The sequence below is a fragment of the Morganella sp. BCCO 40_0007 genome (assembly GCF_032989665.1).
GTDB classification, from domain to species: domain Bacteria; phylum Pseudomonadota; class Gammaproteobacteria; order Enterobacterales; family Enterobacteriaceae; genus Morganella; species Morganella sibonii.
The window spans coordinates 36879-51591 of sequence record NZ_JAVBIN010000004.1 but is presented as its reverse complement, the minus strand read 5'-3'; the positions used below and the strand labels follow the sequence as shown (position 1 = coordinate 51591).

General features: G+C 48.0%; 12 protein-coding genes. 5 read left to right on the top strand and 7 right to left on the bottom strand.

Features of this window, described 5'->3' with window-relative positions; genetic code table 11:
• Positions 1–51 precede the first annotated feature (51 nt).
• On the bottom strand, positions 52–1044 hold the full coding sequence (yhjD, locus tag R5268_RS06025) for an inner membrane protein YhjD (RefSeq protein WP_046891913.1): 993 nt from the start codon (positions 1042–1044) through the stop codon (positions 52–54).
• A gap of 201 nt (positions 1045–1245) precedes the next feature.
• Here yhjD and R5268_RS06020 point away from each other — a divergent pair, with 201 nt between their 5' ends.
• Positions 1246–1695: a putative T6SS immunity periplasmic lipoprotein gene (locus R5268_RS06020; protein ID WP_410795824.1), complete on the top strand. Its 450-nt coding sequence runs from the start codon at positions 1246–1248 to the stop codon at positions 1693–1695.
• 45 nt (positions 1696–1740) lie between these two features.
• On the opposite strand, the gene R5268_RS06015 is transcribed toward R5268_RS06020, so the two are convergent.
• Positions 1741–2130: a DUF1090 domain-containing protein gene (locus R5268_RS06015; protein ID WP_182105845.1), complete on the bottom strand. Its 390-nt coding sequence runs from the start codon at positions 2128–2130 to the stop codon at positions 1741–1743.
• 189 nt (positions 2131–2319) lie between these two features.
• On the opposite strand from R5268_RS06015, the gene R5268_RS06010 reads away from it, so the two are divergent.
• Positions 2320–3162: a 23S rRNA (adenine(2030)-N(6))-methyltransferase RlmJ gene (locus R5268_RS06010; RefSeq protein WP_052927210.1), complete on the top strand. Its 843-nt coding sequence runs from the start codon at positions 2320–2322 to the stop codon at positions 3160–3162.
• Between the two features lie 69 nt (positions 3163–3231).
• Positions 3232–4584 carry a glutathione-disulfide reductase gene (gene gorA / locus R5268_RS06005; RefSeq protein ID WP_046891950.1) on the top strand — a complete coding sequence of 451 codons (1353 nt, stop codon included), beginning with the start codon at positions 3232–3234 and terminating at the stop codon, positions 4582–4584.
• A gap of 57 nt (positions 4585–4641) precedes the next feature.
• Here the strand turns inward: gorA and R5268_RS06000 are convergent, their stop codons facing one another.
• Complete coding sequence (locus R5268_RS06000) at positions 4642–6075, bottom strand: glycoside hydrolase family 32 protein (protein ID WP_218454914.1); 1434 nt, start codon at positions 6073–6075, stop codon at positions 4642–4644.
• A complete protein-coding gene (locus tag R5268_RS05995; protein ID WP_166706846.1) occupies positions 6072–7331 on the bottom strand; it encodes an MFS transporter in 1260 nt (419 codons plus the stop codon). The genes R5268_RS06000 and R5268_RS05995 overlap by 4 nt, the downstream gene beginning before the upstream one ends.
• Positions 7332–7582: 251 nt before the next feature.
• Here R5268_RS05995 and R5268_RS05990 point away from each other — a divergent pair, with 251 nt between their 5' ends.
• Positions 7583–8578, top strand: a complete 996-nt coding sequence (locus R5268_RS05990) for a LacI family DNA-binding transcriptional regulator (RefSeq protein ID WP_182105851.1) — start codon at positions 7583–7585, stop codon at positions 8576–8578.
• A 159-nt stretch (positions 8579–8737) separates the two neighbouring features.
• The gene (locus R5268_RS05985) at positions 8738–9661 is read left to right on the top strand and encodes an aminoimidazole riboside kinase (protein WP_218454915.1); all 924 of its coding nucleotides are present in this window, start codon (positions 8738–8740) and stop codon (positions 9659–9661) included.
• Between the two features lie 161 nt (positions 9662–9822).
• On the opposite strand, the gene R5268_RS05980 is transcribed toward R5268_RS05985, so the two are convergent.
• Genes R5268_RS05980 through R5268_RS05970 form a run of 3 tightly spaced genes read right to left on the bottom strand, consistent with a single transcriptional unit; the run spans position 9823 to position 14692 of the window.
• Complete coding sequence (locus R5268_RS05980) at positions 9823–10494, bottom strand: molecular chaperone (RefSeq protein ID WP_046891916.1); 672 nt, start codon at positions 10492–10494, stop codon at positions 9823–9825.
• A 15-nt stretch (positions 10495–10509) separates the two neighbouring features.
• The gene (locus R5268_RS05975) at positions 10510–12156 is read right to left on the bottom strand and encodes a hypothetical protein (protein ID WP_107679922.1); all 1647 of its coding nucleotides are present in this window, start codon (positions 12154–12156) and stop codon (positions 10510–10512) included.
• Complete coding sequence (locus R5268_RS05970; protein WP_317419020.1) at positions 12146–14692, bottom strand: CS1-pili formation C-terminal domain-containing protein; 2547 nt, start codon at positions 14690–14692, stop codon at positions 12146–12148. The genes R5268_RS05975 and R5268_RS05970 overlap by 11 nt, the downstream gene beginning before the upstream one ends.
• Positions 14693–14713 lie beyond the last annotated feature (21 nt).

Below are 14713 nucleotides of genomic sequence, written 5' to 3'. Positions count from 1 at the left end.
TTCAGTATCCGTTACACTGACTGATATTCATACCATATTGCAGCCAAAATCTCAGGCGGTTTTATTTTTTTGGATGTCAGTCGCAATCCAGGCAGCAGAAAAGAGGATCAGCCGCGCGAAGAAATAGAAAAAGGCCATCAGGCCGATAACAGAACCAAATGCGGCACCGGACGGGGAAGCCGCCATATTCGGCAGCAGCCAGGTCATAATGGTTTTCAGGATCTCAAACCCGATCGCGGCCAGCAGCGTGCCTTTAAGCAGTGATTTGCGGTTCAGCTTCATCCGCGGCAGTATCCAGAGAATCCAGGTAAACAGCAGATAGTTGGCGAGGATAGAGATTGTCAGGCCGATCGCTGTCCAGGCGGGACGCAGCCACTCAATTGCATCCAGGCCGAGAAACGCGACAATCCGGGCCTGAGCGGCACCGGCAATAGACGTCAGGGACAGGGTGACCACCAGCGCCACCAGCAGGCCGATCAGCGCCAGGAAATCGCGCAGATAGCGCAGGAACATATTTTCTTTCACTTCAATATCCGGCTCCCACTGGTCGTGATATTGCGCACGGATAGCCATCCGCAGATTACCCACCCAGTTCACCCCCGAATAGAGAGCCAGCGCCAGACCGGTTAACCCGACCGTCGCACGCTGGCGGATAGCGGTATCAATGCTGCGCTCGATGGTGCCGGCGAGTGTCGGATCGCTGATACTGTTGGCGACACCGCGGATAAGCCGGGTCAGCAGCTCCGGATTGAAGGCCAGCACATAACCGGCTGCGGCAAAAGAGACCATCAGGATCGGGATCATGGATAAAAACGAGAAATAGGTAATCGCTGCACCGAACGGGCTGCCCATTCTGTCATTAAAGCGGGTTGCTGTGCGGATCAGATGAGAAATAAACGGAATATTGCGGATATAATTTCCGGCTTTCACACTCCATTTCAGGGCTTTTTTTCCCTGTTTTATCCCTTCATCAAAATTCTTCCGCAGGGGTTTTAATGATGATGTGCTGTTGTCATCTTCCGGTGTGTCGTGTTCCCGGGTCATGTATCCTCGCTTGTTCGGAAATTGATTCCGTTTAAGTTTACTACAGGACTAACCGGATGAACAATTCAGGCTCTGACCGGAACCGGATATAACCGGCTTCAGAATTTACCGATTGATTAACAGGGATAATAATATTTAATTAATCAGCGTATTAGCGCTTAAAACAATTAAGTAAATATCACCTTATAATGTGTTCATAATATGAATAATAAATATGTTTTTTTCCGTAATAACAGGAAAAAGAATCTCTCTTTTCTGATGCTTATTATTCCGTTGTTTATCACCGGATGTGTTTATAAACCCGAAGGGCCGTATTTACCGGCACAAGTCATGGTTGTTTCAGATCAGGTCTGTCTGCTGATCCGTCCGCAGGGTGATGAAAAAATTATCCGGCTGGATATTAATGAGATCGGGAGTGTGAATAAACGGCTGTTAACACAGACTTTTACTCCGGAGCAGTCTGCTGTCAGCCGGGAACACTGTATTTCAACGCAAAATTATCCGTTCCGGAGCGGCTATGCTTATACGGCACTGATAACTGTCGGGTCAGAAATTCAGCGCCGCCTGAATATTCACCCGGGAACACGGAATTTTGAAATCCGCTTTCATCTGACTAATTATTTTGGCGGGTTAAGAGTAACCGAAATTTAACCGGGCCTGCCGGTTTTTATTTTCAAAAAACCGGCAGCAGTGTTATCACTTTAATAATGTATCCAGTTCCGCCTGCGCTTCTTTTAATTCCGCTTCGGCTTCGGCCAGTTTGCGTTCGCGTTTGGCAATCTTACTGATATCACCTTTATCAACGGCTTTCTGTAAATCCGCTTTGCGTTCAGCGACTTCTTTTGTCCGGTCGCTGACTTCATCGCGGGCATCATCACGCAGGCTGTTTGGTGTGCAGTAAGTATTCACATTCTGCAAAGCCCGCTCCAGCCCCTGCACCCGGTGTGTATTGCCGTGTGCTTTGGCATAGCTGATTTGCTCCTGAATTTTGCTCTTTTTGATATCACAGCCATTCTGCGCACTCAGTGCAGAGGTGCTTACCAGTAATGTTCCCAGTGCCAGAACGGCGGTTGTAAAACGTGTCATGTTTACCTCGTTTTTTATATTAGTCGTCATTTTATGACTACCTGTAATGATAATGGTTCATTATCACGCCGCACAGATGAGGAAAGGGCATTGGTTCTTTCCTGCTGAAATCAGGTTATACTGAGTACTTCAATCTGTACTGATATTCTTGTTCCGGGTGGTTCACACCCGACCATCTGAGGCCCTTGTATGCTTAGTTACCGCCACAGCTTTCACGCCGGCAACCATGCGGATGTGTTAAAACACACCGTCCAGAGTCTGATCATTGAATCATTAAAAGAGAAAGACAAACCTTTTTTGTATCTGGATACGCACGCCGGTGCCGGGCGTTATCAGCTCAGTGGCGAGCACGCGGAGCGTACCGGGGAGTACCTGGAAGGGATCGCCCGTATCTGGGCGCAGGAATCGGTACCGGAAGAACTGAAAACGTATCTTGAAGCAGTGAGCGCACTGAACCCGCGCGGTGATCTGCGTTTTTATCCGGGTTCTCCGCTGATCGCCGCACATTTGCTGCGTGACTACGATAAGTTAAATATCAGCGAACTGCATCCGTCTGATTTCCCGCTGCTGCGTAATGAATTCAGCCGTGATAATCGTGCCCGTGTGGTGCGGGAAGATGGCTATCAGCAACTGAAATCACAGTTACCGCCGTTATCCCGGCGCGGATTTGTGCTGATTGACCCGCCGTATGAACTGAAAAGTGATTATCAGGCCGTTGTTAAAGGGATTCAGGAAGGCCACCGCCGTTTTGCCACCGGCACTTATGCTGTCTGGTATCCGGTGGTGCTGCGCCAGCAGATCAAACGGATGGTAAAAGATTTTCAGGCAACCGGTATCCGCAAAATTCTGCAAATCGAACTGGCAGTGCGTCCTGACAGTGATCAGCGCGGTATGACCGCATCCGGTATGATCGTGATTAACCCGCCGTGGAAGCTGGAATCGCAGATGAAATCTGTTCTGCCGTGGCTGCATAAAGTCCTGGTGCCGGAAGGCACAGGGCATACACTGGTTGAATGGATCACACCGGAATAATTCGTTTCCGCTGCGGGCATGACAGCAGCGGGTGTTTATGTATTGACTGATAAATGGAACGAGCCAACTATGAGCAAACATTACGATTATATTGCAATCGGCGGCGGCAGTGCCGGTATTGCGTCTGTAAACCGGGCTGCGATGTACGGGCAGAAATGTGCCCTGATTGAAGCAAAGGCGCTCGGCGGCACGTGTGTTAACGTCGGTTGTGTCCCGAAAAAAGTGATGTGGTACGGTGCGCAGATTGCAGAAGCCATTCGCCAGTACGGCCCGGATTACGGGTTTGATACCACCATCAACCACTTCAGCTGGGACAAACTGCTGGAAAGCCGTTCTGCATATATTGATCGTATTCACCAGTCTTATGAGCGCGTTCTCGGCAATAACAAAGTGGACGTGATCACCGGGTTTGCCCGCTTTAAAGACGCGCATACTGTGGAAGTGAACGGCGAAACGTACACGGCGGATCATATCCTGATCGCCACCGGCGGCCGTCCGGTTCCGCCGTCCATTCCGGGCGCGGAATACGGGATTGATTCTGACGGTTTCTTTGCACTGAAAGCCCTGCCGCAGCGTGTGGCGGTTGTCGGCGCCGGTTATATCGCTGTGGAGCTGGCCGGGGTGCTGAATGCGCTGGGCAGCGAAACACACCTGTTTGTCCGCAAACATGCGCCGCTGCGTAACTTTGACCCGCTGATCACCGAAACGCTGGTAGAAGTCATGAACACCGAAGGGCCTTCACTGCACACCAACTCTGTACCGAAAGCCGTTGTGAAAAATGCGGACGGCAGTCTGACCCTGCAACTGGAAAATGGCCACGAGCAGACTGTGGATTGCCTGATCTGGGCTATCGGCCGTGAACCGGCAACAGACAATATCAATCTGGATGTGACCGGCGTGCAACTGAATGACCGTGGTTATATTCAGGTGGATAAATACCAGAACACCTCGGTTCCGGGCCTGTACGCGGTGGGTGATAACACCGGTGCAGTTGAACTGACACCGGTTGCGGTTGCCGCAGGCCGCCGTCTCTCTGAGCGTCTGTTCAACAACAAACCGGATGAACACCTGGATTACACCAATATCCCGACCGTTGTTTTCAGCCACCCGGCTATCGGCACCGTGGGTCTGACTGAACCGCAGGCGATTGAGCAGTACGGCGCAGACAATGTGAAATGCTACACATCCTCTTTCACCGCCATGTATACCGCGGTCACCAGCCACCGCCAGCCATGCAAAATGAAACTGGTGTGTGCGGGTAAAGACGAGAAAATCGTCGGCATCCACGGCATCGGCTATGGTATGGACGAAATCCTTCAGGGTTTTGCGGTTGCACTGAAAATGGGCGCAACCAAAAAAGATTTCGATAACACCGTGGCCATTCACCCGACAGCAGCGGAAGAGTTTGTGACTATGCGCTGACAGAAAACCGCAGCCGGATTATCCGGGAAACAGGGTTACCGGCTGCGTTTTTTCAGATTATCCCAGTTTCCGCAGAGTGCCTGCGGATATTACAGCACTTCCCACGTCGGCAAATAAGGCGAGTTCGCGGGTACCCGGTTGCGGGTAAATCCGGCTGGACAGCGTTGCATCCCCGTCATTAACAAAGACTTCCGCAGAGGAACGATCAATAAATACACGGAGTGTCAGTTGCTCTCCTTCCGGTAATGCAATACTGCGGTAACTGTTTGAATTGTCGCCGGGATTATATCTCCACAGTATCAGGCGTTTTTGCTGATTATCGGCATATAATTCCATGGCATTGCCCAGCCGTATACCATAACGTTCGGCATGACTCTCTGCGGTATTCCAGGTTATTTCCAGTTCTGTCGCACCGATATTTTCAGCTAATACTTTTTTGCCATGTAGTATACCGCTGGTTACCGGGGTACTTTCCCGGTGTAATAACGCTGTTTCACGGACAGGGCGCTGACATAACCGTCCATCCCGTTCGAATAATTCCCGCGGCAGTGTCATACATCCGGCCCAGCCTTCCTGTTTTGACGGCATTGGTGATTCCCACATATCCATCCATGCCATGACGATACGGCGTCCGTCCTGCGCGGTAAAAGACTGCGGAGCATAGAAGTCATGCCCGTGATCCAGCTCCTGAAATTTCTGTGTTTGCGCAAATACAGTACCGGGCTGCCAGTGTCCCCGAATAGTACCGCTCTGGAAACGATTACGGTACTGATAACCGTCAGGTTGCATGCCTTGTGGTGAAAACATCAGATAGTGATGTTCACCGCAGCGGAAAAAATCAGGACATTCCCACATATAACTGTTGCCATAACCGGCATGAGCCAGAACACGATCGAATTGCCACTCTCTCAGTGACGTTCCGCGATACAGTAATACCTGTCCTGTATCTGAGGCATCACGGGCCCCCAGAACCATCCACCATACATTATCTTCACGCCAGACTTTCGGATCGCGAAAATGCATGATGCCATCAGGCGGCGTCAGCACAACGCCTTGTTTCCGGAAATGTATCCCGTCAGTTGTTGTCGCCAGACACTGAACCTCGCGGATAGCACTGTCATCTCCTTCATCACCAAGCCAGACATGTCCGGTATAAATGAGTGATAACACACCGTTATCATCAACAGCACAACCGGAAAAACAGCCATCACGGTCATATTCTGCTCCGGGAGCCAGCGCTATCGGTTCGTGCTGCCATCGGATCATATCTTTGCTGGTTGCATGCCCCCAGTGCATTGGCCCCCAGTCTGCATTAACCGGATGATGCTGATAAAAGGCGTGATAATACCCGTTAAAATAGATAAGCCCGTTCGGATCATTCATCCATCCGGCCGGCGGGGCAAGATGAAAGTCAGGATAGAATTGGTCACCACGCCGGGAGCGGAGTTGTTCAAGTGCTGATTGCGCGTCCAGAAGTTGTTGTTTCATCATATTACCGTCCGTTTTTCAATGGTGATGTGGCGGGTTCCGGGTGTGCCGGTTTGCTTAAGCAGCAGTCCTGATACTATCGTCATGATCAGAACGATGGAGGCGAGGATCATATAGGTATCGGCGAAGCCCAGGGTATCGTAACCGTACCCTGCCAGCGGGGACAGAATCGCCGCACATAGTGAGGAAATAAACTGGAATCCGACCAGATAAATCGTTGCTGATAAGCGTTTATCAAATACAGTTGTTATATATTTAAATAGTGAAATCAGAAGGATAGGAAGTTCTACTGCATGCAGTAATTTCATCAGTGAAATAGTGACAGCATCCGCTGCAAGCCCTGATCCGAAAATACGTAACGCCATCACAAATCCGCTGATAAGCAGGCCATTTTTGGCTCCGACGCGGTTTACCAGAAAAGGTGCGAGGAACATTCCGCCTGCTTCCAGAAAAACCTGAAGGGAATTCAGGTATCCGAACATTTCATTTCCTTCATTCACATCGGTGAACATGGAAGCGAAATATACCGGAAACTGTTGATCATACACATTATAGACACTGACCCCGCAGACAAATATAACCAGTGACCAGAATGAACGCATACGAAGCAGAGCAAAGGCATCTGAGTATGTCAGTGCATTGCTTTTTCCGAATTCAAGTTCATTCATTGCGTGAGGCCGTACGTCCCGCAGCGTCCATAATAAAATCAGAAACAGGACCGCAGAAACAGATCCCATTGCAAAGTTCAGATTAGGATCGATATTAAATAATATCCCTGCTAAAAATGTGGCACCAGCCCAGCCAAGAGAGCCCCACATGCGGGCACGGCCATATTCAAATCCGGCAATGCGGCTGACCCGTTCAGTATAAGACTCCAGTGCTCCTATGCCTGCAAAAAAAGTTGCCCCGACGTAAACACCCAGACTGATAGCACCGGAAACAATATTCCACCGTAACAGCGGGGTACAGACAAAAATAAACCACGGACCGCTGATAAGCAGCAGTAAGCCGATAAACAACAGTAAGTTTTTACGTAAACCGAGTTTATCCTGAATGAATCCGTACAGCGGCTGAGCACAAAATGCTGTCAGACTGATAACGGAAAAAATAATACCGGTATCTGTTCCCTTCAGACCGACTTTCTGGCTGAGCCAGAGTGATACCAAAGAAAACACTGATGACCATGTCCAGAAGAATGTGAATAACAGGCCGCTCAGAGTCATGTAAGCATAGCGATTAATACGTATTTTATTACTCATGGGCAGATTCTCTTTCGTTGGATTGGTCATATTCTTAATGTCAATACTGTTTTACGAAAACCCGAATAAGGTGATAACCGGATGTTAATCACTAATGTTAATGTTAACACTGAGGTTTTGTGACTAATGTCACGTTACTCTGATAGGTGGAATAAATAATTATATTATTGGTTGCTATACTCTCTCCGGTCGTCGGGTGTGACCGTTATTTCCGGGATTAAGAAAGCAGCCAGAGCAATCGGGGAGGAAGGATGGTATTTCTGAAGGATGTGGCTAAGCTGGCTGAAGTTTCCATGATGACCGTATCAAGAGCTATCAACAAGCCGGATAAACTAAAAAAAGAAACGTTGGCTCGTGTTCAGGATGCCATCCGCAAAACCGGCTACACGCCGGATTTGTCGGCGCGGATGATACGCAGCACCCGTTCAGGGCAGGGGCCGCGGACGATAGGTGTGTTAGCACTGGATACCGCAACATCACCATTCTGTGTTGATATTATTTTATCTGTTGAGGAAACGGCCCGCTCGTACGGCTGGAACAGCTATATCGTCAATATGCTGGCAGAGGATAATCCGGAATCCATTGCGGATCTTTTGCTCTCGCATCGCCCGGACGGAATAATTTTTACCACAATGGGTCTGCGGCAGGTCGAAATTTCAGGACGGATGCTGAAAGTTCCTTTGGTGCTGGCGAATTGTGAAAGTATTAACACATCGACAGCGTCTTATATACCAGATGATGAAAGCGGACAATATGATGCGGTAAGTGCATTGCTGAATGCAGGCCGCCGGCGGCCCCTGTGCCTGTACCTGCCGGCTGAACATCCGGCGACAGCCCGCCGTATAAGAGGCCTGACGCGTGCCTTCCGGGATTATGGTGTGGATACCGGAAACTTACCGCATCATTATTTATCTGATGAACATTATTCCGATATTCCGGATGTGGTGCGCAGGTATATCCGTCACGGTAAACCGGAGTTTGATTCTGTTATCTGCGGAAATGACAGAATCGCGTTTATTGTATATCAGATTTTACTGGCCTGCGGACTGAATATTCCTGCTGATGTTGCTGTGACCGGTTATGACAATATGGTCGGGATCGGAGGGCTGTTTATTCCGCCACTTTCAACAGTGCAATTGCCGCATTATGAAATAGGAAGGCAGAGTGCCCTGCATATTATTAACGGTGAAACGCACCATGATACAGTTTGTATTTCTTCGCCGTGGCTGAATCGGGCCTCAGTGTGAATAGCTGTAACCGGAAAATGCGCCGGTATTCCGCATAGTTTATGCCGTAAGATTCTCCCTGAATAGCGTTACTATTATTCCGTATTTATCGGGGCTGTATCTTTTGGTGTGGTGGCTTAATCGTTTTAGCTTGATTTGAAATTGTCAGCGGAGTTAATTATGACATCAAAAGTATGGGTTTTAGGTGATGCAGTTGTTGATTTATTAACGGATAAACCGGGTTGTCTGTTGCAGCTTCCGGGAGGCGCTCCGGCCAATGTGGCAGCCGGTATTGCTCGTCTTGACGGGAAAAGTGGTTTTATCGGCCGGGTGGGGGATGATCCGTTTGGTCGTTTTATGTACCGGACGCTGACAAATGAAAAAGTGGATACAGCGTATATGGTCCGTGACCCCCGCCACCGGACATCAGTTGTTGTGGTGGAACTTGATGAGTATGGTGAGCGGACATTCACGTTTATGGTTCGTCCTTCGGCTGATCTTTTTCTGGAGCAGGAAGACTTACCGGTATTTCATGAAAATGAATGGCTTCATGTCTGCTCTATTGCACTAAGTGCCGAACCATGCCGGAGTACAGCATTTCAGGCGATGGCTCAGATATGTAATGCAGGGGGGCGTGTCAGTTTTGACCCCAATATCCGTACCGATTTATGGCAGGATGAAACATTACTGCGGGATTGTCTGCATAAAGCACTGACGTTTGCATCTGTTGTAAAATTATCAGAGGAAGAATTATTTTTTATCAGTGGTGAAACGAATATTCAGCGGGGAATTGATCTGCTGGCGGCGAAGTATTCTCCTGAGCTATTACTGGTAACCCTGGGAAAACAGGGAGTAATGGTATATTGGGACGGAAAAACACAGCATTTCCCGGCAACACCTGTTGTTACTGTTGATACCACCGGAGCCGGTGATGCATTTGTGGCCGGTTTATTGGCAGGTCTTGCAATATACGGACTGGCGGAGAATGAGCAGGTACTCAGTACGATAATCAGGCAGGCTCAGGTCTGCGGTGCATTGGCGACAACAGCGAAAGGGGCTATGACTGCATTACCTTACCGGCGGGAGTTGCTGAATAGTCTTTAAATAAAATCAGTTTATAATTATTCTGCCGGGTTTTGTATAACAGAGCCGGATGAACGTTCCTTTTAAATATATCTGTAAGGGAAGGGAACGTTCATCTCATGCCATTATTTACCGGTAAATGCTTTTTTAGCCGTAGCTTATCGTCAGGTTTTTAACTGCTGCTATTTATTGCATTCCTCAGAAAGTGAAATAAATTTCTCATTATAAAGAATATATTTTTCACCGGAACGTTGCAGTGCCGGGCTGCGTAATACCTCACCGGGACGTAAATAGTAGCTGTCGCTGTCTTCTTCCGATGAGTGACAGCCATTTTTCAGCAGTATTTTAAAATAGGTATTTCCGTTATTGGTCAGCGTATGATTTTTTTTATCCCAGTCATAACTGAAATGAATTTTTCTCGGACGTACGACCAGAATTGAATCCATAATGATGACCGGTGCGATATTGATTTTTCCGCCGGTGGTATTTTGTCCGGCCCGGTTTTCCGGGGGGATCTCCCGGAATGAAACGCGGTAATAACGTTCTTTATCATCCTGCGGGCCATGGTAGAAAAATTTAAAATAGTCAGATTGTCCGGCGCTCAGAGCCATTGCTTTCGGTGCATACAGTAATTCACCATCAGCGGGTCTGGTCCGGGTTTCTGATTCACCGGGGCTGTCTATCCCGATAATACTGACCTGATAGATCCGCGCGCTCTGGTTATTATTCAGAACATTTTTTGATGTGAAATTCTGATCTGACGGCAGTGTGAACGTGATATTCCCGATGTAAATCGCCGCCGCAGGTAGTGATACGGTACCAAGCGCGATAATGAAAGTTAAATACCGTAGCACAGAATTCTCCTTCAGTTACTGAACGTTACGCCATGTTGCCTGTACGTGTATTTCGCCGGATGCACTGACCTCACCAAACCAGCCGTTATTTTCCACGGTTCGTTCCGATATTTTATTATCCATCGGAATGCTGAACATAACGGTGGTTTTATTCAGAAATCCCGGATCACCGGAGATGTCTGTCCACGGAGTAGCTGTCCATAATGCATCTGTCATATCATACCAGGTACCGTTACATCCGGCGTCTTTCACCTGTTTTCCGTTTTGCGTTATAAAGCTCAGGTAGCCCGGAAACGGAACGTTGACGTTTTTGTCCGGAGAGGAAAATATACAGTAACTTTTTCCGCCCAGTGATTGTGACGGGCCGGTGACATTAATTAAAACCTGGTCTGCTTTCGTCCGTCCGCTGGTTGTCACAATATATTCGAAATCGAGCGGAGGAGCCATATGTTCAACTTTCCCCTCACGGTGCGGATGAAGTTCATACTCTTTTGATATGATACTGACGCCAAAGTCGCGTGGCTTTATAATCAGCGCCGTTGATGTGGAAAATTCATACCAGCCGGATTCCGGTGACTCTGTATTCTGAAAACGGATATTAAATAAGTCACGGGTATTTGAATCCGCGATCCCCAGTTTTACCATCTGTTTAAAAAAATCACTCGACATGAAAATATAGACAGAATCTGCGGATTTCAGATCATTGAATGTGTAGTAATACGCGTTATTAAGCACATATTTCCAGTTTGAACCATTCAGGCTGAATTGCATGTCATCAGCGGCAATTGCGGAGGCCAGTGCGGCATTGTTAATCGCCGGGAAGATGTGGATTGTCACGTTACTCATGCTGGTTTGCAGGGTGTAGTTCACCATTTTACAGGCAAGCCCGCTCTTCCGGCCAATGGTCATGACCTTACAGTCACTGTTTCCTTCACCAATCAGCGGAATACCATCACTGTTAATAAATACTTCGGAGAGCGAATTAGTATTATGCAGTGACATATGCGCCCCTTTCCGGTGGTGCATGACGGCAGCATTCCATGTACCGGTTTTCTGATCGATACAACGCTCACCCCGGGCGGCATCATACTGAACAGCAGTCTGGCAGGTATTGATCTCCATATTCAGCATATCGCCGACCGCCATACCTTTGAGATATTCATAAAACGGGTCGGACATCATGCCGTGCATCCATTTTGCACCGCCGCTGGTGACAACCGTGCCATAAAAACCTTTATTGTCAGTTGTCTGCGGAGGTATCAGACTGGTTTCTATATTGCAGCCTGCATACCAGTTGATACAACGAAGTCCGAGCAGAGGATTCCGGATCGGGGTATTTTCCAGCCACATATCAAACCGGTAGCCGGCAACGAGAGGGGTATTATATCCGTTATCGATATATCCCAGGCTTTGCTGGTAAACGGTGCCGGAACCCTGATATTTCAGCCCGGTCCATCGGTTTGCACCACCCATTCGCGGATCACGGGGACCGAGAGGGGTCACAAAATAGTTGTTATCTGTATTATTTTCGATAAAAGCAAACTGCCTTTCTGCACCATCAGGGAGCTGATTTTTGGTGATTGCCGCAGAAGCAAAAAACGGGGTGCTGCCCAGTATGGCAATGACCAGTATCAGTGAAGTAACAAAATGATTAACCTTCATAATTTTTCCCTGATGATTGTATTTGTGCATATGTTTTCAGACCGGTACAGACCACATCACCCACCCAGATTGCGCCGTTGCTGCCGGTTAAGTTCAGTTCAGCCTCACAGGTCTGATTATTGCCGTAACTGAAATCAATAACCGGGAATTTTTTATCAATATCCATCACAAATTCACCTGCCTCGTTAGTACGTGTCCGGCCGATATGATTATTAATATGTGCATTGGTGAGTAATGTGCCATCTTCCGCTCTGAATCTGCCAAATACCGTAACCATCTGTTTTATTTCCGGTTCGATAACAGCGACATTCCCCGGATAGAGGGTTACTTTTGTTTTCCGGCCACCGGCAATATTATAGCTGGCGGTGGACTTCTTGCTGTTCATGATTTCAATATCATATTGAGCATAGGATGATACCGGCAGGTAGTTATATCCGTTTTTCAGTTCCACTCTGCGGCCGTTAACATCGGCACTTAATAAGCCGTCATTATCGATAGCGGTATTAAAAATAAGACCGGCATTACCGTCTGTCATACCACTGGCGCCAATATATTTACCATTCCAGCCGGCGGATCCGCTGGCTGTCAGACTGGTATTGACGTATCCGTCGGCTCCGCTGCTGATATTGACGGTGCCTTTGCTGTAACGGGTATCAAATTGCGCATATGCACCACCACTGAGTGTTTTATCATCGCCGGTATTACCGGAAACAGCCCGTGATGCGTTCACACCTAGGGTACGTACCGCGCCGTCATCGAAATGCTTCCGGGCGGAAACGTTAGCCATAGTATAACCACGCTGATGGGTCATACCTGCACTGAACCAATTCCCGAGCGGCAATGAGAAATCCAGTGAAACATATTTTCCGGTATTGTTATTATTCGTATTGTTATAGGCCTGCATACCGACCCGCATACTCAGATTACCCCATGAACCTGAATACAGGTTCTGATTATAATCTACGGTGTAATAACGGTTTTCATGTGTTTTATCATCAGTATAACTTGCTGTCAGTGTACCCAGTGGTGACCAGGCTGCGCCCAGGTTTATTGTTCCCCCGACAGAGAGGCTGTCAACATCACTGCGCCGTATCCGATCCCCGATATTGGTTTTCTCTCTGGTTATCCAGACAGAACTGAAATCGCCCGGCAATGTTGCGCTGATATTGGCAATATTGCTGTGTGAGCCGTCATTGGCAACCATATTCTGGATATTGATATTAACTTTATCGGAGACCGGAACGGATGCCTGTGTTTCCAGAATGGCGTTTTTATCATAGCCGTAGGCGGTTGCTGACCAGCTGAAAACCCCGAAAGAACCGGAGCCGGAAATCCCGGCAAGAGACGTGATTTTTTCGCGTTCAACAACAGTATGTTCAGCGGTGATTTTATCTGAGGTCTGTTTGCCGCCGGGATACCAGCGATCCATCTTCAGACTGCCGCCCCAGAACTGCCAGCTGAACGGTGCATTATTGCCATTACGGGTGAATAATTTATTGATTCGGTAGCTTCTTTTTTCGATTATTTTACTGTTAACCATCACTTCCGCATCGATATCATAGCTGCCGTAAGGCAGTGAGCGGGTATCTACCTCATGGTTACCCATATCAAAATTCTGGATACTCAGTAACCGGCCTTCACGGTAGAGATAAACTTCACCGGCTGCAGGCAGAAAAACCACCACCGGGGTGACAGATTGGTTATTATCAAAAATGGTTGAATCGGCCCGGTTTCCCCATGAAAATCCCATCACTTTTCCTGACGGGATCGCGGTGACCGGCCCGAGAGACTGGAGACTCCAGCTGTCGAGTAAACCGGCTGCGAAGCGGTGACCATTATAGTCACGTTCATATAAGGCTTTGTAGAGCGTACTGGTATTGTGCCCGCTGCCAAGACCGTAAAGTGCGCCGTTCAGGATAATATGATGCTCAAGTAATGCTGTGATATTTTCCAGGGACAGATAACCGGATGTATTACTTGAGCTGTTGCGTGCACGGTTATTATAAACGCCGAGGTTATAATTCAGGGTGCTGCTGAGCTGACTGACACCGGATTCACCGATATCTGAGCTTTTGGACTGCATCACTGTACCTAATGCAGATTTGCTGATCACCAGTTGTAAATTGAGTTGTTTGAGATCCAGATATAATTCGCTGTCTGACGAAACAGGAATACGAAGCTCATCATTAAACGGCTGTTCGCTTAAAGCGGTTAATTGCTTATGGGTATCGGTATTAAGCAGTGAGTTATCATTATCCGGTTCGATATTACGTATTGTCAGCTTATCGCCGTCCAGCCAGAGAAAGGCAGTACCAATACGAATATCAGAATTTTTGTCTTTATTATCGTCCAGATGGATAAACAGCGGAATACTCATTCCGTCGCGTAGTGCATTACCAAATGCCTGAGGAATAACAACATCACCGACCCGGATAGCAGAGGATGATGGTTTACCAGCATATCCGGATACAGGTATAACAGTAACTATTCCTGCGGTAAGAAATGCCGCAATAGTCTGATTAATATACCTGTTCATAGAGGATGCCTGTAATTAATA

Excerpts from the sequence above, each read along its gene's own strand:
- yhjD (WP_046891913.1), bottom strand. The coding sequence starts at position 1,044 with ATGACCCGGGAACACGACACACCGGAAGATGACAACAGCACATCATCA.
- R5268_RS06010 (WP_052927210.1), top strand. The coding sequence starts at position 2,320 with ATGCTTAGTTACCGCCACAGCTTTCACGCCGGCAACCATGCGGATGTG.
- R5268_RS05985 (WP_218454915.1), top strand. The coding sequence starts at position 8,738 with ATGACATCAAAAGTATGGGTTTTAGGTGATGCAGTTGTTGATTTATTA.
- R5268_RS06020 (WP_410795824.1), top strand. The coding sequence starts at position 1,246 with ATGAATAATAAATATGTTTTTTTCCGTAATAACAGGAAAAAGAATCTC.
- R5268_RS05990 (WP_182105851.1), top strand. The coding sequence starts at position 7,583 with ATGGTATTTCTGAAGGATGTGGCTAAGCTGGCTGAAGTTTCCATGATG.
- R5268_RS05970 (WP_317419020.1), bottom strand. The coding sequence starts at position 14,692 with ATGAACAGGTATATTAATCAGACTATTGCGGCATTTCTTACCGCAGGA.
- R5268_RS06015 (WP_182105845.1), bottom strand. The coding sequence starts at position 2,130 with ATGACACGTTTTACAACCGCCGTTCTGGCACTGGGAACATTACTGGTA.
- R5268_RS05995 (WP_166706846.1), bottom strand. The coding sequence starts at position 7,331 with ATGAGTAATAAAATACGTATTAATCGCTATGCTTACATGACTCTGAGC.
- R5268_RS05975 (WP_107679922.1), bottom strand. The coding sequence starts at position 12,156 with ATGAAGGTTAATCATTTTGTTACTTCACTGATACTGGTCATTGCCATA.
- R5268_RS06000 (WP_218454914.1), bottom strand. The coding sequence starts at position 6,075 with ATGATGAAACAACAACTTCTGGACGCGCAATCAGCACTTGAACAACTC.
- gorA (WP_046891950.1), top strand. The coding sequence starts at position 3,232 with ATGAGCAAACATTACGATTATATTGCAATCGGCGGCGGCAGTGCCGGT.